We start from the raw sequence: 24992 nt of genomic DNA, 5'->3' as shown, positions 1-24992 counted from the left end.
GCGCCGCGGTAGTGGCGGACACCGGGATCCACGCGGCAGTGCCAGCGAGCGGATCCACACGACCACCGCAGCGATGGCGCGCAAGACGTAGCGCCATGGCGCGCCACGCGGCAGCGCGCGCCCTGCACCCATAAAAAAGCCCCGCGCCGAAGCGCGGGGCGACCGAGAGTGGCAGCGGCGGCGTCCTGGCCGGCCACTGCGATCCGGCACCGGGAGGTGCGCGGCGGCCATGGCGCAGCCGCCGCGACGGAGTACCTCAGTAGTCGGCCTTCAGGCTGACGCCGGAGAACGTGCTGTACGCCTTCACCCGCACGTAGTAGGTGCCGGCCTGCGGCGAGTTGAAGGTGCAGGACTCGGTGTTGCCGTTGCGGTACGGACGGCAGTCGTAGGCCGAATCGGTCGGCGCGCTGCCGAAGCGAACGTACAGGTCGGCATCGCCGCTGCCGCCGGAGATGTTGACCACCAGGCTGCTGGCACCGGACGGCACCTTCACCGTGTAGTTCAGCGAGGAACCGGTGTTGGCGCTGAGGTTGGTGACCGCCACGCCGTCCTGCAGCTCGTTGCTGCTGCCGCCGCCACCACCGCCACCGCCGCCGCTGCTGCCGTTCTGCGCCGCGGTGACCGCTGCGTTGGCGTCGAGCAGGCCGGCGCCGCAGCCCTGCGAGCAGGAGAAGCTGGCCGCGGTGTTCTTGATGGTGCTTTCCACCTGCGCCGGGGTCAGCGCGGTCGGCGCCACCGACTGCATCAGCGCGACCACGCCGGCCACGTGCGGCGTCGCCATCGAGGTGCCGCTGTAGGAGGCGTAGCTGGCGTTGCCCGGGGTGGTGGTGCCGTCGTTGAGGGTCGACAGGATGCTCGAGCCCGGCGCGGAGATGTCGATGCCCGAGCCGTAGTTCGAGTAGCTGGCCTTGGCCCGCGACGAGGTGGTGGCCGCCACTGCGATCACGTTGTTGCAGTTGGCCGGCACCGAGCTGGACACGTTGGTCGAGCTGTTGCCCGCCGCCACCACCACCGTGGTGCCGCGGCCGACCGCGCCGTTGATGGCGTTCTGGTAGGTGCTCGAGCAGGTGCCGCTGCCGCCCAGCGACATGTTGATCACTTCGGCCGGGTTCTGGTTGGCCGGCACGCCGCTGACGGTGCCGCCGGAGGCCCAAGTGATGGCATCGGCGATGTCGGAGGTGTAGCCGCCGCACTTGCCGAGCACGCGCACCGGCACGATCTTGGCGTTGAACGCGGTGCCGGCCACGCCGGTGCCGTTGTTGGTGACCGCGGCGATGGTGCCGGCCACGTGGGTGCCGTGCCAGCTGGAGTCGGAGGCGGGCGAGCCGGAGTAGCACTCGCCGGCGGCGGCCCAGTCGCCTTCGTCAGCCGGGTTGCTGTCGCGGCCGTTGCCGTCGCGCGCGGCATCGGCGTCGCTGATGAAATCGTAGCCGGGCAGGATGTTGGCGTTGAGATCCGGATGGCTGGTGATGCCGGTGTCGATCACCGCCACGACCACGCCGTTGCCGGTGGCCTTGTCCCAGGCCGAGCGCACGTTGATGCCGGCGTTGCTGGTGCCGAAGGCCCACTGGTCGCCCAGGCGCGGATCGTTCGGGGTCAGTGCGATGGTCATGCGCTGGTCGACCTCGACGTACTCGACGTTCGGGTCGGCGGCGATCTGCCTCATCAGCGTCTCGGCCTCGGCGCGGTCCAGCGGACGGCTGGCCTTGACCACTTCCGGCCCCAGCGCCAGGCGGCGCAGGGGGGTCAGGCCGAGCGCACGGCCGTTCTTGGCCGGCAGCGCGGCGGCGGCCGACTGCAGCGTCGCGCGCAGCGCCGCCGAGGGCGCGGCAGCGGCCGCGGAGGCGCTGGAGATGCTGATCGGCGCGGCGTCGCGGGTCTTGACGATGAAGCGCTGCACGGTCGGTTCGGAAGACAGGCCGGAGAGGTTCACGTCACCGGCGAAGGCTGGGGTGGCCAGCAGCAGCGAGGTGAGAGCGGAGGCGCCCAGCACGACCAGCCACGGACGCTGGCGCGAACCACGATGCGACATTTCGAACATTCGGACTTCCTTTCGGTTGAGTAGCCGCCTGTTGGCGGTGTTCCGCGCCGCACCGGTCCGGACCTAACCTGAACCTGGCGTGCATTGCGAGCCCGGTCGACCCACGTGTTGCCGACCATTCATCGAACCTAGCTCAGTACAAGCGCGTATGGAGCAGGGTGTGACGGAAATCCGTTGTACAAAACAGAGAAGTGCTACGGGATTCGATGTAATAAAGAGATACACACCTCGTTTTTGCTGCGGTGCAGCATGTCAAGACGCCAAACTTGGCAAATCCGGAGCATATTTTTGGCTCCCGCGCGACACAGCGGCAAGAACACGGGACAGCGGAGACGGACAGATGGAATGGTCCGCAGGACACCGCTGCGCGTCCGGATGGACACGCCATGTCAAGGGCGGACTCTTATGAGAGGTCGAGAAGCGTCGGCGCGGCGACGAGCCGCCGAGGCTTCAGGGGCGACAGCGCACCGCGGCGGAGATCGCCCGCGATGGCCGACGACATCGTCGTCGGGCCATGCGCCCTGGCGCGGGGGGCCGTCCGCCAGGGCCGCCAACGGCCACCCTGGCGCCGGACAGGCCAGGCTCAGCCCAGCCGCACCAGCCAGCCGTGGCGATCGGCGACGCGACCGTACTGGATGTCGGTCAGTTCCTGGCGCAGCGACAGGGTCACCGGGCCGGCCGGCGCGGTCAGGTCGCCCACCGCGAAATCCTTGCCCTTCAGCTGCCCGATCGGGGTCACCACCGCAGCGGTGCCGCAGGCGAACACCTCGGCGATCTCGCCCGAGGCCACGCCGTCGCGCCATTCGTCGATGCTCACCTGCCGCTCCACCACCTGCATGCCGCGGTCGCGGGCCAGTTGCAGGATGCTGTCGCGGGTGATGCCTTCCAGGATGCTGCCCGACAGCGCCGGGGTGACCAGGCTGCCGTCGCGCATCACCAGGAACACGTTCATGCCGCCCAGTTCCTCGATGTACTTGCCCTCGACCGGGTCGAGGAACAGCACCTGCGAGCAGCCCTGCGCCTGCGCCTGCTGCTGCGGCAGCAGCGAGGCGGCATAGTTGCCGCCGCACTTGGCCGCGCCGGTGCCGCCCTTGGCGGCGCGCGCGTAGTCGGTGGACAGCCAGATCGCCACCGGCGCCACGCCCTTGGCGAAATAGGCGCCGGCCGGGCTGGCGATGACGTAGTAGCCGGCCTTCTGCGCGGCGCGCACGCCCAGGAAGGCCTCGTTGGCGATCATGAACGGACGGAAGTACAGGCTGGTCTCCGGTGCCGACGGCACCCACGCCGCGTCGACCGCGATCAGCTGCCGCAGCGACTCCACGAACAGCGCCACCGGCAGTTCCGGCAGCGCCAGGCGCTGCGCCGAGCGCTGCAGGCGCTTGCCGTTGGCCTCCGGGCGGAAGGTCCAGATCGAGCCGTCGGCATGGCGGTAGGCCTTGATGCCTTCGAAGATCTCCTGGCCGTAGTGCAGCACCGAGGCGGCCGGGTCCAGCGCCAGCGGGCCGTAGGCACGCACTTCGGCGTCGTGCCAGCCCTGCTCGCGGCTCCATTCGATGGCGACCATGTGGTCGGTGAAATAGTTGCCGAAGCCCGGTGCGGCGAGGATCTGCGCGCGCGCCTCGGCGCTGCGCGCGGCGGTGGACGGGATCAGGCGGAACTGCGTGGACGGCTCGGTAGCGGACACCGGGGATTCCTGTGGTAGTCGAGGGATGGCCAGGGCCGCTGCGTCGTGGCGACGGCAGCGGCGGCGCCCGATCGGGCTCCGCACGACGCGCGAGGCGTCGCGCGCGGGTCAGAGCATGCCGGTTTCCAGGCGCGCGGCCTCGGACATCATATGCCGGCCCCATGGCGGATCGAACACCAGCTCGACGTCGGCCTCGACCACCGTCGGGATCATCTCCAGCTTGCTGCGCACGTCGTCGACCAGGATCTCGCCCATGCCGCAGCCGGGCGCGGTCAGGGTCATCTTGACCTCGACGGTGCGCTGGCCATCGTCGCGCGCGTGCATGGCCACGTCGTAGATCAGCCCCAGATCGACGATGTTGAACGGGATCTCGGGGTCGAAGCAGGTGCGCAGCTGTTGCCAGATCAGGGCCTCGACCTGCTCGTCGCCGGCGTCCTCGGGCAGTTCCAGCCCCGGCGGCGACTCCTTGCCGATGGCGTCGCCGTCCTTGCCGGCGATGCGGAACAGGTTGCCCTCCACGAACACCGTGTAGCTGCCGCCCAGGGCCTGGGTGATGTAGCCGTAGCTGCCGGCCGGCAGGGTCACCGCGTCGCCCTGCGGCACCATCACCGCCGCGCAATCGCGTTCGAATTGGACAGGTTCGCTGCTGCGTGAGTACATGAGGGCGATATGGGGCCAGGCCCCGCCGGTGCAAGTCGTGCAGTTTATCCGAGTGCGCGGGGCGCGCGCCGGAAGTATCCTGTACGTCTTCTCCGGGAACATCGAATGCCGCCTTCCTCCCCGCCGGCCAGGCCTTCGCACTGGCTATGGCCCCTGCTGCTCGCCATGGGCTGTTTCACCGCGCTGATCGCCTGGTTGCTGGTGGCGCTGTCGCTGGGTCGCCAGGCCGGCTGGATGGCCGTGGTGGTGGCGCTGGAGATCGCCTGGATGCTGCGCCTGGGCAACCTGCCGCGCGGCCCGCTGCGCATCGCCGTGGCGATGCTGGCCACGGTGCTGGTGATCGTGGCCGCCAACTGGGGCATCGCCGCCGCGCAGATGGGCGCGGGCCTGGGCCTGAACGTGTGGGACTCGTCGCTGAAGATGGGCGCCCACTACGCCTGGACCCTGACCCGGCTGGCCAACAGCCCCGGCGATCTGCTGTGGCTGGGCATCGGCGTGGCCACGGCGTATTTCAGCGCGCGCTGAGCCGAGGCCCGGGTCGCGGCGGATGCCGTTGGTGCGGCGATGACGGTCTCGCCGGGAACGCCCTATCCGATGCGCCGCGAAGCGCGGCGTTTGTAGGCGTGGCGCCTGTCCCCTTTTTTTGGGATCAGCTACGACAGGCCTTACCGGTGATGCCTGTCGCGGCTGAAGCCGCTCCTACGGTTCCTGCAGCCGCCCCTGCACCGGCTCAATGCCCGCCGCCGTCCAGCGCCTTCAGCTCGCTGACCAGGGCGCCGGCGGCCTCGGCGCCGTCGCCATAGAGCATGCGGGTGTTGTCGGCATAGAACAGCGCGTTCTCGATGCCGGCGAAACCGGTGCCCTTGCCGCGCTTGATCACGATGACGTTCCTGGAATTGACCACGTCCAGGATCGGCATGCCGTAGATCGGGCTGGCCGGATCGGTCTTGGCGACCGGGTTGACCACGTCGTTGGCGCCGATCACCAGCGACACGTCGGTGCTGGCGAACTCGGGGTTGATGTCGTCCATGTCGGCGATCAGATCGTAGGGCACGCCGGCCTCGGCCAGCAGCACGTTCATGTGCCCGGGCATGCGCCCGGCCACCGGGTGGATCGCGAACTTGACCTTGACCCCGCGTTCGATCAGCCGCTGCGCCAGCTCCCAGATCTTGTGCTGGGCCTGCGCCACCGCCATGCCGTAGCCGGGCACGATCACCACGCGCTCGGCATAGGCCATCATCGCCGCCACATCGCCGGCCTCGATCGGCTTCTGGCTGCCGGCGATCGCCTGCGCCTGGCCGCCGCCACCGAAGTTGGAGAACAGCACGCCACGGATCGGCCGGTTCATCGCCTTGGCCATCAGCCGGGTCAGCAGGATGCCCGCCGCGCCGACCATCATGCCGGCGATGATCAGCGCCTCGTTGCCGAGCACGTAACCTTCGAACGCCACCGCCAGGCCGGTGAAGGCGTTGTACAGCGAGATCACCACCGGCATGTCGGCGCCGCCGATCGGCAGCGTCATCAGCACGCCCAGCGCCAGCGCCAGCACGAAGAACAGCACGATCGCCAGCGGACTCAGGCTGATCGCGGCCCAGGCGCCCACGCCCAGCATCGCCACGCACACCAGCAGGTTGAACGCCTGCTGCGCGGGGAAGGTGACGCGCTTGTCCAGGCGCCCGTCGAGCTTGGCCCAGGCGATGATCGAGCCGGATAGCGACACCGCGCCGATCGCCGAGCCGATCACCGCCAACGCGAGTGTCGTCGCATCGGGCTGGCGCGCGGCCAGCGCGGCGATCGCGGCCTCGCTCCAGTGCGTGGTATCGCGGCGCATCAGGAACGAGAAGCGCAGCAGTTCCACCGCGCCGATCGCCGCCGCCGAGCCGCCGCCCATGCCGTTGTACAGCGCGACCATCTGCGGCATGTCGGTGATCGCCACCTTCTTGGCCGAGATCCACGCCGCGGCGGTGCCGAGCACGATCGCCAGCACGATCAGCGGCAGGTTGTGCAGCCCCGGCAGCAGGAAGGTGGCGGCGGTCGCCAGCAGCATGCCGAAGCCGGCCCAGCGGATGCCGCTGCGCGCGGTCCTGGGCGAGGCCATGCGCTGCAGGCCGAGCAGGAACAGCGTGGCGGCGACCAGGTAGCTGCTCTTGATCAGGATCGGCAACAGTTCCATCAGCAGGCGTGCTCCGAAAAAGGACATCTGCCCGAGCGGCAGCAAGTGGGACAGAAAGACCAGCGCGATGCCGAGCAACGCGAGCAAGGCGACCACGGCCAGCGCCGCGGCGATGCGCCGCTGCCGCGCATTCAATCCTTGGCCTTGGTCTTGGCGGCGTCCGGCTTGCTGGACTTGAACATGTCCAGCATGCGCTCGGTCACCACGTAGCCGCCGGCGGCGTTGCCGGCGCCGAGCAGCACCGCGACGAAGCCGATGGCCTTTTCCAGCGTCGTGTCGGCATGGCCCAGCACCACCATCGCGCCGATCAGCACGATGCCGTGGATGAAGTTGGAACCGGACATCAGCGGGGTATGCAGGATCACCGGCACCCGCGAGATGATCACGTGCCCGGCGATGGCCGCCAGCATGAAGATGTACAAGGCCACGAACCCGTCGCTCATCGCACTGCTCTCCCGGGCGCCGCGCCCGTCCGCCGCATCATAACCGCGTGCTGAACCGCTGTGCGATGCCGCCCTGCCGTTGCGTGGAGCCGCCGGGCGACGGCCGGTCAACCGCGACCGCCGCGGCGCGTTTACCACGGCATCCCCCTGCCAGGAAGCTAAGCTGTGCTGGTGAGCACGCCTGCCCTCGCCCCGCCGTCGACCGATGCCGATCCCGAACAGCGCCCGCTGCCGGCGTCGCTGGACGCGTTCCTGGCCGAGATCGGACCGCGCGCGTTCCGCTTCGCCGAAGCCGGCCTGCGCCAGCGCGAGGACGCACTGGATGCGGTGCAGGACGCGATGATCAAGCTGCTGGCCTACCGCGAGCGCCCGGCGCAGGAGTGGACGCCGCTGTTCTGGAGCATCCTGCGCCGGCGCATCATCGACCTGCAGCGTCGCCGCCATTTCCGCCTGCGCTTTTGGGCGCCGAACAGCGAGCGCGACGCGGACAGCCCGCCGGACTGGGCCGACGACGGCCCCAATCCGTCCGAGCAGCACGAGCGCCGCCAGACCCATGCGCGGCTGGTGACGGCACTGCGTGCACTGCCGGCCCGGCAGCGCGAGGCCTTCACCCTGCGCGTGCTGGAAGAGCTGGACGTGGCCACCACCGCACGCGCGATGGGCTGCTCGGAAGGCTCGGTAAAAACCCATCTGTCGCGCGCCCGCGAGGCGCTGCAGAAACATCTGGAGGACGTCCGATGACATCCGATCCCACCCGCTCCGCGGATTTCGACGCGCGCCTGCGCGCCGTCCATCAGGCCGGCCTGCAGGCCCTGCCCGCGCCGACCCTGGCGCGGCTGCGTGCGGCGCGCCGGCAGGCCAGCCAGACGCACACGGCACCGGGCCGTCGCTGGGGCTGGCTGCTGGCAGCGGTGCCGGCGCTGCTCGGTGCGGCACTGGGCGTGCACCTGTTGCTGCGCCCTGCCCCGTCGGTGCCGACCACCACCGCCAGCGTCGCTGCCGGCACGCCCGTGGTCGCGAGCACGCCGGCAGGCGCGGGCGCCGATACCGACCAGGCCGCGACCGCGATGCTGGACGAAAATCCCGACCTGTACCTGTGGCTGGGCTCCGATACCTCGCTGGCAATGGAATGAACCCGATGACTCGCCTGATCCGTCTCTCCCTGGCGCTGGCGCTGCTGGCCGGCAGCGTCGTCCCGGCCGCTTTTGCCGCCCCGCCCCCGCCGGGACCGCCGCCACCGCCCCCCGCCGCCGACCGCGACGACGACGCCGGCCCACCGCTGCCCGACTGGGAACACCTGAGCCCGCAGCAGCGCGAGTTGCTGATCGCGCCGCTGCGCCAGCGCTGGAACGACACTCCGCAGCAACGCCGGCGCATGTTCGAACACGCGCAACGCTGGCAGTCGATGACCCCGGAGCAACGCGACCAAGCGCGCAAGGGTGCGCGTCGCTACGAGGACATGAGCCCGCAACAGCGCGAGGAAGCGCGGGTGCTGTTCGACCGCATGCGGGCGCTGCCGCCGGAGCAGCGCAAGGCATTGCGCGACCGCTGGGAAGCGATGACGCCGGCGCAACGCGCCGCCTGGATCCGCGCCAATGCCGGCCCGGACGACCGGCCGCCGCCCGATGCGTCCCGGTAAGCGACCCGCGGCGCCGGCCCAAGCCTGATGCGCATGGCGCTCGCGTCCTCGCATCGCCGGGTGCTGCGCATGGAATGGACTCCAGCGCCGCAGACATCACCTCGTAGGAGCGGCTTCAGCTGCGAGGCGTTGCCGGTAACCCCGGTCGCGGCTGGAAGCCCTCCTACGGAACGCTTCCCGGAGTCGCCCTCCAGGCGCGACGCGGCGTTTTCGGTAGTGCCCGTCGCGGCTGAAGCCGCTCCTACACGGGCTACCGTGCCGGCAGATCAGCGCCGACCGAGCCGGCGCCCAACCGTCGCGGCCGCGCTCACGCCGTCCAGCGCGTCTTCGCCAGCAGTTCGTCGTTCCAGTCGTAGGCGATCGCGCCGTCCTTCAGGAACAGGGCGACGAAGTTGTAGACGTTGCGCGCGTACATTTCGCTGGCATGCACCGCGCCCATGCTGGCCAGGTCCAGCGGACCGGCGATGGTCACGCCGGCGTGTTCGAGGGTCTCGCCAGGCCGGGTCAGTTCGCAGTTGCCGCCGGTCTCGGCGGCCAGGTCCACCACCACGCTGCCGGGCTTCATCCCGGCGACCATCGCCGCGCTGAGGATCTTCGGCGCCGGCCGCCCCGGCACCGCGGCGGTGCACACCACCACGTCGATGCCCTTCAGGTGCTCGGCTAGGCGGCGCTGCTGCTCCGCGCGTTCGTCGTCGGTGAGTTGCCGCGCGTAGCCGCCCTCGCCGGCGGCGCTGACCCCGAGGTCGAGGAACTTGCCGCCCAGCGATTCGATCTGCTCGCGGGTTTCCGGGCGCACGTCGAAGCCCTCCACCTGCGCGCCCAGACGCTTGGCGGTGGCGATGGCCTGCAGGCCGGCCACGCCGGCACCGACGATCAGCACCTTGGACGGGCGGATGGTGCCGGCCGCGGTGGTCAGCATCGGGAAGAAGCGCGGCGCCAACTGCGCGGCGATCAGAGTCGCCTTGTAACCGGCCATGCCGGCCTGCGAGCTGAGTACGTCCATCGCCTGCGCGCGGGTGGTGCGCGGCAGCCGTTCCAACGGGAAGGCAACCAGTTGCCGGGCCTGCAATGCCGCCGCACGCGCCGGATCGGCCTGCGGCTGCAGGATGCCGACCACGCAGGCGCCTTCCTTGAGCTGCTCCAGCGCCAGCGCCGGCAGCGGCTGCACGCACAGCACCAGATCCGCCTGCGCCGGGCTGTCGGCATCGGCCAGGCTGGCGCCAGCGGCCAGATACGCGTCATCGACGAACCCGGCCGACACCCCCGCTTGCGGCTCGACCCGCGCCTGCGCGCCCAGCGCGACCAATTTCTTGACCGTCTCCGGCGTGGCCGCCACGCGGCGTTCGCCCTGCGCCGACTCCTTCACCACCAGCACCTGCACTGCCATGCGATTCCCCGTGCCTTGCCCGTCGTCCGCGCCGATCCTACAGGGTCCTAACGCCAGGTGGAGGCACGCCGCCCGCCAGGCGGGCGTCGGTGGACAGGCGCGCTGGCGATACGGACGCGATGGCACCCCTGCGGGTCGCGTCGGTGCAGGCGCACGCTCTGACGATGGCGGCCGGGCGCCTCGCCGAGTCGGATGTGACGCGGCTTGCCAGCAAACGCGCATCGCCGAATGCGATGACCAACGTGGATCGATGGTGCGCAGGCGCGGCGTCAGCCGCGACCGGCAGAGCGAGGAAACCCGTTCGCGACGGAGGCAACCTCCTGGAGCTAGGTAATGCCCACGGATAGGAACGGCTTGAGTTGCGACGGGCATTCCCGGGAATGCCCGTCGCGGTGGAAGCCGTTCCTACGATCGCGATGGCCTGCCGGCTAACAGCCGACAGAAGCGCAGGGTTCGTGATGCGCTGACGCCGCCAATACGGGCAGCCGAGCTGCATGTGACACGCGCGAGGCCACGGCCGCAATCGCCCGCGCCGCCACGGTGCCCTCAGTGCAAGGTCGCGCTATGCGGATCCAGGCGGTCGATCACGCCCTGCATGGCGCTGTCGAAGGCGCCGTCGTCGACGTGGGCGCGCAGCCGGCCCAGCCGCACCATCACCGCCAGCTCTTCCGGCGAGGCCACGCAGAAGCGCACGCCGCGCCGGTTGACGAACAGCAGCCGCGACGAGATCGGGCTCACCCACGACAGCTTGCCGGCCTGCATCTTGCCGTCGCGGTCGACGAAATCCAGCCAGGTGCCGATCGGCATCGCGCGGAAGCGGTCGGCATCGGCGTTGTCGAAATCGTCCATGGTCTGCGGCGGCGCCACCTCCACCGGCTGCGCCTCCTGCACCGGCGGCTGCGGCAGCGCCACCTGCGGCAGTTCCGGCAGCGGCCGCTCCAGTTCCGGGCGCAGTTCGGCCACCGCCTGCAGCGTGTCGTGCAGCGCATCGATCGCCGCCGCGGCCGCCTCGGCATGCAGGCCGACGCTGGCGAAGACGCGCTGCAACGCGCCCTGCCAGGCCTGCAACCAGGGCTTGCCGACGATGTGCCGCTGCGCCTCGGCGGCTTCCTCGAGCAGGCCGTCGGCCAGCGCCAGCGCATCGCGCACGCCGGGACCGCCCTCGCCTTCGCGCAGCATCGCCATGGTCAGGTGGTGCTGCCACGGCTGGCGCAGGAAATCCTGCAGCGCCTGCGGCAACTGCCGGCCCTGCAGGCGCACCTGCAATTCTGCGTCGGCGCGCTGCCGCGCCAGTTCCAGCTTCTCCTGGCCGCGCTGGGTCTCGGCGGCGCGGCGCTCGGCGATCTCGATGCGGCGGCGATGCTGCATCAGGAAATCGCGGAATTCCTCTTCCAGGGTCAGGAAGATCGCCAGGTTCTCGTTGAACTCGGCCACCAGCCGGTCGATGATCTCCTCGACCTTGCCCATCAGCACGCGCTCGGCCTGGCTCTCGCCGGTGTTGCCCTCGCAGGCCTCGGCCAGCGAGTTGAGCAGGCGCCGCGCCGGGTGGGTCTTCTGCACGAACATGCGCCGGTCCAGCAGCGCGACCTTGACGAACGGCACCACCAGCCGGCCGATCAGTTCGCGCGAGCGGCCTTCCAGGTCGCGCTCGTCGAGCATCACGTCGAACAGCATGCCGACCAGGTCGATCGCGTCCTCGTCGACCGGATCCAGCCGTGCATGCGCCGGGTCCACGCCGAACTGGGTGGCGTTGGACAGCACCTCGCTCTTGAGCCGCTGCGCCAGCGACTCGCTGTCGTCGCCGATCGCCGCGCGCAGCGTGGCGCTGGGCGTGGCCTGCAGCAGCGAGAGCACCGACATCATCTCGCGCTGGCTCAGCGGCCGCTGCTGGCCGACCGCGGCGGTCGCCGCGGACGTGGCGCTCTCGCGCGCGTTGCGGGTCTGCTGCAGCAGCTCGTGCAGCGCCTCCAGCAACACGCCCTGGCTGCCGCCGGGCAGGCGCGCCTCGGCGCCCTCGTAGCGCTCGCCGGCCTGCAGGCTGCCGCGGCGCTCGGCCCACCGGTTGACGAAGCGGTTGGCCCAGGCCGGCGCGTAGTGTTCTTCCTCCTCGCCCAGCTCGGCACCGACGCCGGCATCGGCCGGCGCGCCGGGCTCGCGCGGCGGGCGTTGCTCCGGTGGCGGCGTGCGCCGCGGCGGCGGCGTCCGTGGCCGCGAGATCTCCGGCATCACCCCGGCCTGGGCCAGGCTGTCGTCCAGGTCCTGGTAGAGCTTGCCGACCCCGGCGGTGAAGTCGCGCTCGCACAGCTTGATCAGCACCAGCCGCACTTCCGGGGCCAGGTCGCTGGTGGAGAACGCGGCATGCACGGCCACGCCGATGTGTTCGGGGCCGATCGGATTGGTGTCCGCATCCAGTTCCAGGCCGCCGGCGATCCAGCCCAGGCGCCGGTCGATGCGGGTCAGCACCGGCTTCCACTCGCGCAGCAGCACGCTGGCCAGGTTGCGCACCGCCAGCCGCGATTCCAGTTCGTGTTCGGAGATCAGGCTCAGGCCCTGCCCGTAGCCGGCCAGGGCGACCTCGGCCGACAGCGGCGCGCCGGCCTCCAGCGCCTCCCAGGCGGTGTGCAGTTGCGCGCGGAAGCGCGCGGCGATCTCGTCGCGGCGGCGCCGCAGTTCGCGCATGCCGTCCAGAAATAGCAGCTGCGACGCGCCGGCGCTCTCGGCGCGGTCGAACAGCACATCGTCGAAATGCGCCAGCGCCGCGGCGAAGGCCTGGCCCAGCACCGGCAGCATGCCCTCGCGCGCCTGCGTCAACAGGCGCGGATCACGCGCCGGGTGTGCGTGCGGGCTGGGGCTGAAACTCATGCGCGACGGCTCCGCGCCATGGACGGCGCCAGATAGAAGAATGGTGGAGGACGAACAGACGCGGCCCCTGTTTCCGCTCCTGCATGGTAGGCAAGGTAGCTGAATGTCGACCGTGATGGGCTACGCATTTCTCGCTCCAGAACGTGACACCGCGCAGGATCGTAGGGCGTGGCAGCGTAACCGCGCGTGCAGCGCGGCCTGAATACGCCCCACTCAGGCCGCGACCGCCACCCGTTCCAGACGGTCGACCGCGCCCTGCATGGCGCTGTAGAAGGCGTCGTCGTCGCGATGCAGGCGCAGCCGGTCCAGCCGCGCCATCACCGCCAGCGCCTCGGCCGAGGCGACGCACAGGCGCCCGCCGCGACGGTTGACGAACAGCAGGCGCGCCGAGATCGGACTCACCCAGGTCAGCTTGCCGGGCTGCACCCGGCCTTCGCGATCGACGAAATCCAGCCAGGTGCCCAGCGGCAGGGTGCGGAAGTAATCGGCGGTGATGTGGTCGAAATCGGTGGGCTGGGCCGGCTCCGGCAGCGCCGGCACGGTCTCGGCGGCAGGCGGCTCGGGCGCCTCCACGCTGGCCACGGGCAGCGCGGCCTGCAACGGCCGCGCGTGCGCCAGGTCGTCCAACGCGGTGTGCAGGGACTGCCAGGCGGCCTCGGCGGCCGCCGCGTCCAGGCCGATGCTGGTCCACAGCCGGGTCAGCTCGGCGCGCTGCGGCTGCAGCCAGCCCTCCAGCGGCGCCGCACCGGCCTGGGCCTGGCGGCACTGCGCCAGCACCGCATCGCCCAGCGCCAGCGCCGCGGCGAGCGCGCTGCCCTGGCCGTCGTCGCGCAGGGCCGACTGCTGCACGTACTGGCACCAGGACTGGCGCAGGAAGGCATCGATCGGCGGCGGCAGGATCAGGTCGTCGCTGGCCTGCTGCAGCAGTTCGTGCACGGCCTGCGCGGCGCGCTGGCGGGCGACCTCGCGGCGCTCCTCCGCCCGCTGCAGTTCGGACGCGCGGCGCTCGGCGATCTCCACCCGGCGCCGGTACTGCTCGTAAGCGCTGCCGAACTCGGCCTCCAGCGCCAGGAACACCGCCAGGTGCTCGTCGAAATCGCGCACCACCCGCTCCACCGCCGCCTGCGCCTGCGCCAGCAGCGCCTGCTCCGGGCCGGTGCTGCCGGCATTGCCGTCGCAGGCGTCGGCCAGCAGGTTGAGCAGACGCCGCGCAGGATGCCCGTCGCGCACGAACAGGCGGCCGTCGATCAGCGCAACCTTGGCCATCGGCACCAGCATCTGGCCCAGCAGTTCGCGCTGCGCCGGCTGCAGCACGCATTCCTCGAGCATCACGTCGAACAGCAGGCCGACCAGATCCAGCGTGTCGGCGTCGGCCGGGTCCAGGCAGGTGCTCGCCGGATCCAGACCGAGCGAGGCGCCGACACCGGCGATCTGGCGGCGCAGGCCCTGGGCCAGCGGCCCGCCGTGCTCGCAGACGGCGGCGAACCCGGCCAGGGGCATGGTCTGCAGCAGCGACAGCACCGACAGCACCTCGCGCGGCGACAGGCAGCGCCGCCCATCGCCCGCGTCCGCGTCCGGCTGCGCCTCGTGCAGCAGCGCGCGCAGCGCCGGCGGCAGGACGTCCTGCTCGTTGCGCGCATGCGCATCTAGCGCGCGCGCGGCACGGCGCTGCGCCGCCGACAGCGGCGCGGCGGTTTCCCAGTTCTCGAAGAAGCGGCTGATCCAGTCCGGCGCCGCCTCGTCCTCGCTCGCGCCCAGGCGCGGGATGGCGCGGCGGCGCGGGCGTCCGCTGGGCAGGGCGCGGGCGCGCGCAACCTGGTTCAGGCGCTGCTCCAGTTGCGCATACAGCTCGCCGACGCGTTCCTGCAGTTCCTGCTCGCAGATCTTGACGATCGCCAGTTGCACCTGCGGTGCCAGCACCAGCCCGTGCAGCGCCGCGTACACCGCCGCGCCCACGTGCTCGGGGCCGAACGGGTTGTTGTCGGCATCGATGCGCTGGCCGCCGGCGATGAAGCCGAGGAACCGGTTCAGCCGCATCAGTTCCGGCCGCCAGCGGTGCTGGATCGCGCCGGCCAGGTTGCGCACCGCCAGGCGCACGTCCAGTTCCTGCTCCGAGACCAGGCTCAGATCGCCGCGTTCGCGCGCCAGGCTGCGCTCCACCGACAGCGGGCGACCGGCCTCCAGTGCCTGCCAGGCCTGGGCCAGGTGCGCACGGAAACGCGCGGCGATCGGCTCGCGCTGCTGGCGCAGCAGCTGGATCGCCTCGAAATAGTCGTTCTGGGTCGGCCCGGCGCGCTCGGCCATGCGGAACAGCGCCTCGGCCAGCACATCCAGCACCTCGCCGAAGGCACCGGCGAGCGGGACCGACACCACATCCCGGACCTGCTCGAGCAGATCCGCGTTGCGGCTGGGCGACAACTCTTCAGCGTATTCAGCAAGGGTCATGGCAGTGTGATACGCAGGCAGCAGTGAGACCGACGTCAATTCGGAAGCTAGCGGCAGATCAGCAACGCAACGTGATTGTCCGTGTAACTGCGGCATCCGCTGCCGCCTGCGAGCGCGCGACTATAATTTCGCGCCCGCCCCACGGAATCGAGACTATGCGCACAATTCATTCGCTGCAAGCGCTGGATGCGCGCCGTTCGGTGCCATCCAAGCAACTCGGCGAGCCGGGACCGGACGCGGACACGCTGCTGGCCATGCTGCAGTCGGCGGTTCGTGTCCCCGATCACGGAAAGCTGGTGCCGTTCCGCTTCCTGCGCATCGCCGGCCCGGCGCGCCAGGCATTGGGCGACATCCTCGCCGAGCGCACCGTGCAGCGCGATCCGGGCGCCTCGCCGGCGGCAGTGGAAAAGGACCGCGAACGCTTCGCGCATGCGCCGGTCGTGATCGCGGTGATCACCTGCCTGCAGCGCGGGCACAAGGTGCCGGAAATCGAACAGTGGCTGACCGCCGGGTCGGTGTGCTTCGCGCTGCTGCAGGCGGCGCAGGCCTATGGCTTCGGCGCGCAATGGCTGACCGGCTGGATGGCCTATGACGAAATAGTGACCGCGCGGCTGGGCTTGGCCGAGCACGAGCACGTCGCCGGCTTCATTCACATCGGCACCGCCGGCATCGACGCCCCGGAGCGCGAGCGGCCGGATCCGCGCGCGCTGCTCAGCGACTGGACGCCGTGAACGCAGGCCTGCCCCTGTCGCGGCCGCTGTACCTGGTCGACGCCAGCCTGTACGTGTTCCGCGCCTGGCACTCGATTCCCGACGAGTTCCAGGACGCGCAGGGCTGGCCGACCAACGCAGTGCACGGCTTCGCCCGCTTCCTGCTCGACCTGCTCGAGCGCGAACGCCCGCAGCACATCGTGATCGCCTTCGACGAAGCGCTGGACAGTTGCTTCCGGCACCGCCTGTACACCGCCTACAAGGCCAACCGCGCGCCGGCGCCGGATGCGCTGCGCCGCCAGTTCGCGCACTGCAAGGCGCTGTGCGCAGCCTTGGGCCTGGGCGTGCTGGCGCACCACGACTACGAGGCCGACGACCTGATCGGCAGCGCCCTGCATCGCGCGCGCGGCGACGGCTTCCACGGCGTGATCGTCTCCGCCGACAAGGACCTGTCGCAGTTGCTGCTGGAATTCGACGAGCAATGGGACTACGGCCGCGGCCAGCGCTGGGGCGCGGCCGGGGTCAAGGCACGCCACGGCGTGCATGCGCACCAGATCGCCGACTATCTGGCGTTGACCGGCGATGCGATCGACAACATTCCCGGAGTCACCGGCATCGGCGCCAAGTCGGCGGCGATCCTGCTGGCGCATTTCGGCGACCTGGACACGCTGCTGGCGCGGGTCGACGAAGTGGCGTTCCTGCGCCTGCGCGGTGCCGCGCAGATGGCCGTGCGCCTGCGCGAGCAGCGCGAACACGCGCTGCTGTGGCGGCAGTTGACCACCATCGCCCTGGACGCGCCGCTGCACACCGCCGCGGCGGATTTCGCCCGCGGCGCGGCCGACGCCGCCATGCTGCAGGGCCTGTGCGAGGCGCTGCGTTTCGGGCCGCTGACCCGGCGCCGGCTGCTGCAGGCCGCCGGCCTGGAGCTTGCGGCCGGCTGAGCGCCGCGCTCGCCGCCACGCGCGACGGCGCCGCTGGCCCGGCGCGGGGATGCCCTTCGAGGCGAGAGGCAGCCGCAGTGCTCGGCGCGCCGAGGCCGTGGCGCTCAGGGACACCGTGGCTCCGGTTCCGCGTCGCGCCCGCCGCACCGCAGGCCGCGCATCAAAAACACATCGCACGCTCTACACTGCACCGCATCGCCGGACCGCGCCGTGCGCGACCGCGCCTTCTTCCTCCGCTACCTGCGAGCTGCCCATGCCCCGCCATGATTCCCCGCCCCGCGTCGTCTACGAAGGCAAGTACCAGCGCATGGTCGTGCGCGGCACCTGGGAGTATTCCGAACGCGTGCATGCCGGCGGCCTGGCCGCGATCATCGTGGCGGTCACGCCGGACGACGAGGTGCTGTTCGTCGAACAGTTCCGCGTGCCGCTGCAGGCGCGCACCATCGAGATGCCGGCCGGCCTGGTCGGCGACATCGATGCCGGCGAATCGATCGAAGTGTCGGCAGTGCGCGAACTGGAGGAGGAGACCGGCTGGACCGCCGACCACGCCGAGGTGCTGCTGATCGGCCCGACCTCGGCCGGCGCCAGCAACGAGAAGATCGCGTTCGTGCGCGCCAGCGGCCTGCGCAAGGTCGGCAATGGCGGCGGCGACGCCAGCGAGGACATCACCGTGCATTCGGTGCCGCGCACGCGCGCTGCCGCGTGGCTGGTGCAGAAGATGGGCGAAGGCTACGCGCTGGACGCGAAGCTGTGGGCCGGCCTATGGATGATCGAACACGAGCTCGACGGTACGCCGCGTGGCTGAGGCATCCGTTTCCGACCTGCCGCCGCTGCTGGGTGCCGACGACCCGGCGGTGTTCCGCATCCACCGCCCGCACGGCAGCTCGCCGTTCGTGCTGCTGGCCGACCACGCCGGGCAGGCGGTGCCGTGCGCGCTGCACGGCCTCGGCCTGGCGCAGGCGGAACTGGACCGGCACATCGGCTGGGACATCGGCATCGCCGGCACCACCCGTGCGCTGTCGGCGCTGCTCGACGCCTGGGCGATCGAGCAGACCTACTCGCGGCTGCTGATCGACTGCAACCGCCCGCTGACCTCGCCGACGCTGATCCCGCCTGTCAGCGACCGCACCGTGGTGCCGGGCAACGCCGGGCTCACGGCGACGCAGCGGCAGCAGCGCATCGATGCCGTGCACGCGCCCTACCACGCGCGCATCGCCGCCGAACTGGACGCGCGCCGCGCCGCCGCGCGGCCCACCCTGCTGGTGATGATGCACAGCTTCACCCCGGCGCTGGACGGCGTGCCGCGGCCCTGGCATGCCGGCGTGCTGTATCACCGCGACACCCGCTTCGCCCACGCGCTACTGCAGGCGCTGCGCGAGGAAGACGACCTGCTGGTCGGCGACAACGCACCGTACACGGTCAGCGACAGCAGCGACTACGCGGTGCCCGTGCACGGCGAAGGCCGCGGCCTGCCGCACGTGGAACTGGAGATCCGCCAGGACCTGATCGCCGACGCTGCCGGCCAGCAGGCCTGGGCGCAACGGCTGGCGCGGATCTTCACCACGCTGCAGCCGCAGTTGCTGGCGCTGGGCTAGGGCGGAACGCCGGCTCGAACCAGCGTCAGCGTCCACGAAAACAGCTTCTCTCAGCACAGCGACAGCGGTGCCAAGACCACCCTCATCGCCGCCCCGGCAGCTGCGTAGACCTGCTTGCAGTCCGACGCAGCATGCTGAAGCGGCGGCGAGGCATCTTCACACCAAGCTGAGCGCTGCCTGCGCACGCTCAGGCTGGACCGGTCCGCGCCGGCGCCCCGCCCCACACCGGACATCCCATGCTCATCCGCCTCGGCTACGAGATTCGCTACCGTTTTGCGCAAGCGACGCCGATGCTGGCGATGCTGGACCTCCACGACAGCCGCCGCGACGACATCGTCGCCGCCACCGCATTGCACAGCGTGCCGGCGGTGCCGCTGCACAGCTATCGCGACGGCTTCGGCAACCGCTGCACGCGCCTGCAGGCGCCCGCCGGCACGCTGACCCTGCGTGCCGATGCGGTGGTGCGCGACAGCGGACTGCCGGACCAGTACCGCTACGATGCGGCGCAAACGCCGGTGGAGCAGTTGCCCGACGACACCCTGGTGTATCTGCTCGGCAGCCGCTACTGCGAAACCGACCTGCTCAGCGGCATGGCCTGGGAGCTGTTCGGCGGCACGCCGACCGGCTGGGCGCGGGTGCAGGCGATCTGCGACTACGTGCACGCGCACATCGCCTTCGGCTACGCCCACGCCTGCGCGACCAAAAGCGCCGCGCAGGCGCTGCAGGAAGGGCGCGGCGTGTGCCGCGACTTCGCGCATGCGGCCATCGCGCTGTGCCGCTGCATGAACATCCCGGCGCGCTACTGCACCGGTTATCTGGGCGACATCGGCGTCCCCGCCTCGGACGCACCGATGGACTTTTCCGGCTGGTTCGAGGCCTTCCTCGACGGGCACTGGTACACCTTCGACGCGCGCCATAACCTGCCGCGCATCGGCCGGGTGCTGATCGCGCGCGGCCGCGACGCCGCCGACGTGGCCATCAGCACCACCTTCGGCGACAACGTGCTCGAATCGTTCGTGGTGTGGACCGAGGAGACCACGCAGGCGCAGCTGGACGCGCGGCCCGTACCGCCAGGTGCGGGCGAGGCTGCCGGATACGCGCCTGGCAACGTGCTGACCTGCTGAGCCAGCGATGGGGGCGCCGCACGGCACCCCCCGCGTGAGCGCGCCGCGCAGGCGCGCGCGGACTCAGGCGAAACCGTCGGTGGCGCGCACCAGCGCGTCGACGTTCTCTGCCTCGAACGCCGAATGGCCGGCCGCCGGCGTGATCTGCAGCGTCGCCTTCGGCCAGGCCTTGGCCAGGTCCCAGGCGTTGGCCAGCGGGCAGACCACGTCGTAGCGGCCGTGCACGATCACCCCGGGAATGTCGGCGATGCGGTGCGCGTCGCGCAGCAACTGGTCCTCGACCTCGAAGAAGCCACCGTTGACGAAGTAATGGTTCTCGATGCGAGCGAACGCCAGCGCGAAGTGCGGGTCTTCGTGGCTGTCGACGAAATCGGCATCCACGTGCAGGAAGCTGGTCGCGCCTTCCCACACGCTCCAGGCCTTGGCCGCGGCCAGGCGGGTGGCCTCGTCGTCGCTGGTCAGGCGCCGGTGGAAGGCCGAGATCAGGTCGGCGCGCTCCACCAGCGGGATCGCCGCGATGTAATGCTCCCAGGCATCGGGGAACAGGCGGCTGGCGCCTTCCTGGTAGAACCATTCCAGCTCCCAGCGGCGCAGCATGAAGATGCCGCGCAGCACCAGTTCGGTGACGCGCTGCGGATGCGTCTGTGCGTAGGCCAGCGCCAGGGTCGAGCCCCAGCTGCCGCCGAACACCTGCCAGCGGTCGATGCCCAGGTGCGTGCGCAGCCGCTCGATGTCGGCGACCAGGTCCCAGGTGGTGTTGTCGACCAGGTCGGCATGCGGCGTGGAGCGGCCGGAACCGCGCTGGTCGAACAGCACGATGCGGTACTTGGCCGGGTCGTGGAAGCGGCGCATCTTGGCGTTGCAACCGCCGCCGGGACCGCCGTGCAGCAGCACCACCGGCTTGCCGTGCGGGTTGCCGCACTGTTCGTAGGACAGGGTATGCCGTGCGTCCACCGGCAACATGCCGCTGTCGAACGGCTCGATCTCGGGATACAGCGTGCGCATGGCGCCTCCTGCGGGAAAACCGCGATTCTACCCATGCACGCCACGATCAGCGGGGCTGATCAGCAAACGGCCGGCCGCGAAGGGGCCCGGCACAGCGCCGATCGCCACGCGGGATCGGGACTAACCGAGAACCGACGCGCTTCTGCCGTGCGCGTCCTGCTGCCGCTGCTGCGCTTCCATGGCCACGTGCTGCTCACGCTGCTGATTGAACGCCTGCGCCCGCTGCACCGTCTCGTGCATCGGTGCAGCCGCCTGCGCCACGTCCGTGGCGGCGCGAAAGCCAGGCGTGGTACCGGACACCCACAGCGTGGCGCCGGCCATCTGCACCCGGTCGATCTTGTCCGCGCCCACGATGCCGGCTTGCTTGGCGCCGAGCATCGCCTGCGCGACGTGCGCATCGTCGATATGCGCCGGCACGTCCTTGCGGATACGCGCGAACATGGCCTGATCGGACGCAGACAGCGCGCCGAGGTTCTGCGCACGATCGGTTGCGTGTGCGGCCGACGGTGCCGCCTGGACGCTGGAAGCCGGCGGCGTCGACGCGGCATGCGGATGCGGCGCGGCAGGCGTCTGCGGATGCGGCTGCGCGGACGCAGGGGCCGGCGTGCCGCGCTGGAACCATTGCCCAGGATGGGTCAGCGTGTCGTAGGCCTGGCCCGCCGCATGCTTGGCCGCGTCGATGCCCTGCGTGGCGGTCTGTCTTGCGGTTTCGTATGCCTGCGTGCCGACCCGTGCGGCGCTGTCGGCCGCTTGCGAGATCGCGTGCCTGGACGCGTCGTAGGCCTGTGTGGCGGCATGTCCGGCCCGCCCCACGCCATCGGCGACCGCGTGCTTCGCCGCGTCGTAGGTCTGGGTAGCGGCGCGTCCAGCCTGCTCCAGGCCTTCGGTCACCGCGTGCCTGGTCGCGGCGTAGGTGTGCGTCACCGCGCGTTCGGCCCGGTCAACCCCATCGGAAACCGCCTGCTTGCCGAGCTGATACGTTTGTGTGGCGGTTTGCGCCGCAACCCGCGCGCCATCGTAGGCATTGACGATGTGATTGGCGACGTTGGCCACGCCCGCCTGGAAGCGAGGATCATGGATGCGTTCCACCACGGCGTCGGCAGCCGCATGCGCGCCCCGCTCCACGGCGCTTTTTGCCGAGTCCAGTCCACCGCCTACCCAACGTGCCGCCGCATCTGCGCCCTGGCCGTGCAGGCGGGCGGCTTCGCCCACCACATGCCCAGCCAGCGGCGCAACCGGGATGAACGGTGCGGTAAAGCGCCCCCCCTCACGCGCGACCGCGGCTATGCGCTCGTCCAATGCCTGCACGTAGCGGCCGCTGGAACGCACCGCATCGGCACTGGATTGCAAGCCGTGCTGCACGCCCTGCACGACACCGTTGCCTTCGATCCGGTCACGGATAGGCTGATCGGCATGCAAGGTCAGGTATTCGTTCACTTGCCGCTGGATTCCGGGGGGCAGCAGGCGCTGGCCATCGCCTGCTTGCATCTGCCGCAGCGCCAGCGACAGTTCCCCCCGGTGTTGCGATACGTCGCTGCGGAAACGTGCAATGGCCGCTTCATGCTCCTCAGAGCGCTGCACCGCCTCCGCGAAGCGAGCGGGTTGCAGCATATTCTCCGGACTCTGGCTGCCAAAGTGCTGTTGGCCGCCATGATCACCCAGGCGCATCGCGATCAGCACGTTGGGCGGCGGCGCGCCGGCCGGCGCATCCAGATAGCGGCCCGCGCGAAGACTCTCGATGTCATCCTGGCTGGCCAGCGACACTACCTCGCCGATATGCGGGCTGGCTGCGCTCACCACATCGCCGGCCATGCGGTAATTGGTGAGTTGGCAGCCCGGTTGCGCCGGACTATCGGTCAGCTGCGCCGCGCCATAGCCGTTGAAGGTGGCGCCGCGCAGGCCGTACTTGGCCGCCTCGAGTTCCGCCAGCGCCCCGCCGAGGGAATGGCCGGCGACCGAGATCTGGTCACTGGGGATGCCGCGACTGGCTGCCTTGGCGAGCATGTCCGCGGTGAACGCATCGGCGGCGGCTTTTTGCGGATTGACGCTGTCTCGCACCATCTTGGCGTCGACAGCAATGTCCTGCAGCGTGGTCAGCGCATGGTCCCGCCTCTCCGCGCTGGTCGCCCCCGAAAACAGCGCTGGATCAGTACCGCGATAGGCGATGATGACGTCATGCGGCGCCGCCACGTTTTGATAGGCGGTCGCGTGAAAGCCGGTCGTCGGGTCGTTCGCATAACCGAAGACGGTGTAGTCCTTGCCGTCCAGGGAAACGGCCTTCGACGTTTCGACATCGCGCTGCGAGCGGTTGACATAGGCGTCGTTGGCCGCGTCGGCGCGCACCTGATCCATGTGGCTCATGGGATGACATCCTTGACGACGACAGTGACCGGAAAGTACGCCTCTGGATGTTGCGAGACTTCAGGGTCTTCAGCGGTCAGGGGCTGCGCACCATAGCGCGCGGCGGCGCGGTCGCCGTACAAGCTCTTCTTGAAATAACTCGTCTGCAGGCCGTCGCGCAGGAGGGTATTCAACGTGTGGCTCCAGTTGAACCTGACTCCCGTGGCGACTGCCGTGATGCCCACACTGGTCACGTCCCAGTGGCATACGCCAAGCTTGTAGTAATCCTCGTCCTGCAAGGCGTCGCGGTAGAAATACCCTTTCCACGTGTGTTCGTCCACGCGAGCCATTTCAATGTCGATGCCAATGTTGGGGACATCCTGCTGGCCGAGGAATGAGTCCATCGGCAAGCATTTCTTGTTGACCACGTCATATCCGATGTAACCCGCGATCGAATCCCACGGTCCGGGAGCCTGCGACGTAGCGATGACTTCGTAGCGCTTGACCGGGTGTGGATTCTTCGCGGGGTCTTTCGGGCTGCCGTGTGTCATGGAACATCCTGCCGTCAGGGTTATGGAGAGGGTGAATGCAGCCAGGGCAATTCGGGTTTTCATGCGGGCACTCTACGCCGCAGCCGTCAGGGGCGGCAACGCGTTGGCGGCGCGCCGCTGGCGCCTGACCGCCCCTTGCAGCGCCCACGGAAGACGGCCGCGCCACCGCACCTCATTGCAAACCATATTCAATACCAGGCGGGGAGCGCGGCGCTCCAACGATGCGCGACTGACCGCTCCACATTGACCCGCCGCGAATGCGGCACGGTGTTGCCGAACCGGCGGATGACGGCGTTGTCTACGCATAGCGCCACGCTGACACCCGAGCTAGCGGGTGCAGCGCAGTACGGAATTCCCATGGGATGGCTGCGGGCTTACGCCGCCAGCCACTGCCCAAGCGTGACCCGATCGCGCGCTTCCAGGTCCTGATGGGTCGCCACCTCTGCGAAGCCGGCTGCTTCCAGCAGCGCGCGCACCGCCGCGCCCTGGTCCCAGCCGTGTTCCAGCAGCAGCCAGCCGCCGGGCAGCAGATGCGCTGGCGCAGTGGCGACGATCCGGCGCAGATCGTCCAGGCCATCGGGACCGGACGCCAGCGCGCTGGCCGGTTCGTAGCGCAGGTCGCCTTGCTGCAGGTGCGGGTCGTTCTCGGCGATGTACGGCGGGTTGCTGGCGATCAGGTCGAAGCGCTGCCCGGCCAGCGGCGCCAGCCAGGCACCGTGGACGAAGGCGACGTTATCCAGGCCGTGCGCATGCGCATTGGCCTGCGCCACCGCCAGGGCGGCTGCACTGAGGTCGGTGGCCGTCACCTGCGCCTGCGGGCGTTCGCTGGCCAGGGCCAGGGCGATGGCGCCGCTGCCGGTGCCGAGGTCGGCGACACGCCGGCCCGGCGTCCCATCCAGCCGCTCCAGCGCCAGTTCCACCAGCCGCTCGGTGTCCGTGCGCGGGATCAGCGTGGCCGGCCCGACCGCCAGGTCCAGCGTCCAGAAGCCGCGCCGGCCGGTCAGGTAGGCCACTGGCTCGCCCTGCGCACGCCGCGCCAGCAGCGCCTGGAACCCGGCGACCACGCCCTCGGCCAGCGGCTCGCGGGCGTGCGCGAACAGCCACGCGCGGTCGCGTTGCAGGGCGTGCAGCAGCAGGGCTTCGGCGTCGCCGCGCTCGACCTGGGTGCAGGCCGCGCGCAGCAGGGACTCGGGGGTGGGCGCATTCATCGCTGTCACGATGACGCAGCGGGCGCGGAAAAGCCAACGTGGTAGAAGAGAGCAACGCCTATGCGCCATGGGCGGCTGGCGCCATCGCGCGGCAGTGCAGCAAAGAGCCAGGCTTGGGAATCGATAGATGAAACCTATCTATTTAATTCCATCAATCGATTTGAGGGATCTATCGGCGCCCCCT

21 protein-coding genes are annotated in these 24992 nt (G+C 70.3%); 9 read left to right on the top strand and 12 right to left on the bottom strand.

From position 1 onward, the window contains the following. Positions 1 to 256 precede the first annotated feature (256 nt). From Q7W82_RS07210 to sufT, 3 genes are all read right to left on the bottom strand, one after another. Complete coding sequence (locus tag Q7W82_RS07210; RefSeq protein WP_242160310.1) at positions 257 to 2041, bottom strand: S8 family peptidase; 1785 nt, start codon at positions 2039 to 2041, stop codon at positions 257 to 259. A gap of 583 nt (positions 2042 to 2624) precedes the next feature. Continuing rightward, positions 2625 to 3725: a branched-chain amino acid aminotransferase gene (locus Q7W82_RS07205; protein ID WP_242160309.1), complete on the bottom strand. Its 1101-nt coding sequence runs from the start codon at positions 3723 to 3725 to the stop codon at positions 2625 to 2627. A 108-nt stretch (positions 3726 to 3833) separates the two neighbouring features. Beyond that, positions 3834 to 4385, bottom strand: a complete 552-nt coding sequence (gene sufT, locus Q7W82_RS07200) for a putative Fe-S cluster assembly protein SufT (protein WP_242160308.1) — start codon at positions 4383 to 4385, stop codon at positions 3834 to 3836. 105 nt (positions 4386 to 4490) lie between these two features. Here sufT and Q7W82_RS07195 point away from each other — a divergent pair, with 105 nt between their 5' ends. Then, entirely contained in the window at positions 4491 to 4910 is a 420-nt protein-coding gene (locus Q7W82_RS07195; RefSeq protein WP_242160307.1) for a hypothetical protein, read from the top strand. 205 nt (positions 4911 to 5115) lie between these two features. Here the strand turns inward: Q7W82_RS07195 and Q7W82_RS07190 are convergent, their stop codons facing one another. Together Q7W82_RS07190 and Q7W82_RS07185 are read right to left on the bottom strand one after the other, a co-directional pair. After that, positions 5116 to 6585: an NAD(P)(+) transhydrogenase (Re/Si-specific) subunit beta gene (locus Q7W82_RS07190; protein ID WP_242160370.1), complete on the bottom strand. Its 1470-nt coding sequence runs from the start codon at positions 6583 to 6585 to the stop codon at positions 5116 to 5118. A 104-nt stretch (positions 6586 to 6689) separates the two neighbouring features. Continuing rightward, positions 6690 to 7001: an NAD(P) transhydrogenase subunit alpha gene (locus tag Q7W82_RS07185; protein WP_010341238.1), complete on the bottom strand. Its 312-nt coding sequence runs from the start codon at positions 6999 to 7001 to the stop codon at positions 6690 to 6692. Positions 7002 to 7166: 165 nt separating this feature from the next. Here Q7W82_RS07185 and Q7W82_RS07180 point away from each other — a divergent pair, with 165 nt between their 5' ends. Genes Q7W82_RS07180 through Q7W82_RS07170 form a run of 3 tightly spaced genes read left to right on the top strand, consistent with a single transcriptional unit; the run spans position 7167 to position 8640 of the window. After that, positions 7167 to 7742, top strand: coding sequence for an RNA polymerase sigma factor (locus Q7W82_RS07180; RefSeq protein ID WP_242160306.1), 576 nt, complete (start codon positions 7167 to 7169; stop codon positions 7740 to 7742). Continuing rightward, positions 7739 to 8134, top strand: coding sequence for a hypothetical protein (locus tag Q7W82_RS07175; RefSeq protein WP_242160305.1), 396 nt, complete (start codon positions 7739 to 7741; stop codon positions 8132 to 8134). The genes Q7W82_RS07180 and Q7W82_RS07175 overlap by 4 nt, the downstream gene beginning before the upstream one ends. 5 nt (positions 8135 to 8139) lie before the next feature. Further along, entirely contained in the window at positions 8140 to 8640 is a 501-nt protein-coding gene (locus tag Q7W82_RS07170) for a DUF3106 domain-containing protein (protein ID WP_242160304.1), read from the top strand. A 307-nt stretch (positions 8641 to 8947) separates the two neighbouring features. Here the strand turns inward: Q7W82_RS07170 and Q7W82_RS07165 are convergent, their stop codons facing one another. The 3 genes from Q7W82_RS07165 to Q7W82_RS07155 form a co-directional block, all read right to left on the bottom strand. Further along, positions 8948 to 10027, bottom strand: a complete 1080-nt coding sequence (locus Q7W82_RS07165; protein WP_242160303.1) for an NAD(P) transhydrogenase subunit alpha — start codon at positions 10025 to 10027, stop codon at positions 8948 to 8950. A gap of 546 nt (positions 10028 to 10573) precedes the next feature. Beyond that, positions 10574 to 12889 (bottom strand): DUF1631 domain-containing protein, encoded by a 2316-nt coding sequence (locus Q7W82_RS07160; protein WP_242160302.1) that lies wholly within the window; start codon positions 12887 to 12889, stop codon positions 10574 to 10576. 213 nt (positions 12890 to 13102) lie between these two features. Beyond that, on the bottom strand, positions 13103 to 15334 hold the full coding sequence (locus Q7W82_RS07155) for a DUF1631 family protein (RefSeq protein ID WP_242160301.1): 2232 nt from the start codon (positions 15332 to 15334) through the stop codon (positions 13103 to 13105). 155 nt (positions 15335 to 15489) lie between these two features. Between Q7W82_RS07155 and Q7W82_RS07150 the strand changes: the two genes are divergently transcribed. From Q7W82_RS07150 to Q7W82_RS07130, 5 genes are all read left to right on the top strand, one after another. Next, on the top strand, positions 15490 to 16065 hold the full coding sequence (locus Q7W82_RS07150; protein ID WP_242160300.1) for a nitroreductase: 576 nt from the start codon (positions 15490 to 15492) through the stop codon (positions 16063 to 16065). Beyond that, positions 16062 to 16985: a 5'-3' exonuclease H3TH domain-containing protein gene (locus Q7W82_RS07145; protein WP_242160299.1), complete on the top strand. Its 924-nt coding sequence runs from the start codon at positions 16062 to 16064 to the stop codon at positions 16983 to 16985. The genes Q7W82_RS07150 and Q7W82_RS07145 overlap by 4 nt, the downstream gene beginning before the upstream one ends. A 253-nt stretch (positions 16986 to 17238) precedes the next feature. After that, on the top strand, positions 17239 to 17790 hold the full coding sequence (locus tag Q7W82_RS07140) for an NUDIX hydrolase (RefSeq protein ID WP_242160298.1): 552 nt from the start codon (positions 17239 to 17241) through the stop codon (positions 17788 to 17790). After that, complete coding sequence (locus tag Q7W82_RS07135; RefSeq protein ID WP_242160297.1) at positions 17783 to 18580, top strand: N-formylglutamate amidohydrolase; 798 nt, start codon at positions 17783 to 17785, stop codon at positions 18578 to 18580. Before Q7W82_RS07140 ends, Q7W82_RS07135 begins: the two co-directional genes overlap by 8 nt. A gap of 236 nt (positions 18581 to 18816) precedes the next feature. Beyond that, positions 18817 to 19704 carry a transglutaminase family protein gene (locus tag Q7W82_RS07130; protein ID WP_242160296.1) on the top strand — a complete coding sequence of 296 codons (888 nt, stop codon included), beginning with the start codon at positions 18817 to 18819 and terminating at the stop codon, positions 19702 to 19704. Between the two features lie 63 nt (positions 19705 to 19767). Here Q7W82_RS07130 and pip read toward each other — a convergent pair whose 3' ends face one another. The 4 genes from pip to prmC form a co-directional block, all read right to left on the bottom strand. Continuing rightward, positions 19768 to 20709, bottom strand: a complete 942-nt coding sequence (pip, locus tag Q7W82_RS07125) for a prolyl aminopeptidase (RefSeq protein ID WP_242160295.1) — start codon at positions 20707 to 20709, stop codon at positions 19768 to 19770. Positions 20710 to 20829: 120 nt separating this feature from the next. After that, positions 20830 to 23070, bottom strand: coding sequence for a hypothetical protein (locus Q7W82_RS07120; protein WP_242160294.1), 2241 nt, complete (start codon positions 23068 to 23070; stop codon positions 20830 to 20832). After that, complete coding sequence (locus Q7W82_RS07115; RefSeq protein WP_242160293.1) at positions 23067 to 23663, bottom strand: hypothetical protein; 597 nt, start codon at positions 23661 to 23663, stop codon at positions 23067 to 23069. Before Q7W82_RS07115 ends, Q7W82_RS07120 begins: the two co-directional genes overlap by 4 nt. 311 nt (positions 23664 to 23974) lie before the next feature. Continuing rightward, entirely contained in the window at positions 23975 to 24808 is an 834-nt protein-coding gene (prmC, locus tag Q7W82_RS07110) for a peptide chain release factor N(5)-glutamine methyltransferase (protein WP_242160292.1), read from the bottom strand. Between the last annotated feature and the right edge of the window lie 184 nt (positions 24809 to 24992).

The organism is Xanthomonas indica, assembly GCF_040529045.1.
Lineage (GTDB): Bacteria > Pseudomonadota > Gammaproteobacteria > Xanthomonadales > Xanthomonadaceae > Xanthomonas_A > Xanthomonas_A indica.
Note: the sequence above shows the minus strand (reverse complement) of the source record. Positions and strands in the feature narration are given on the sequence as shown.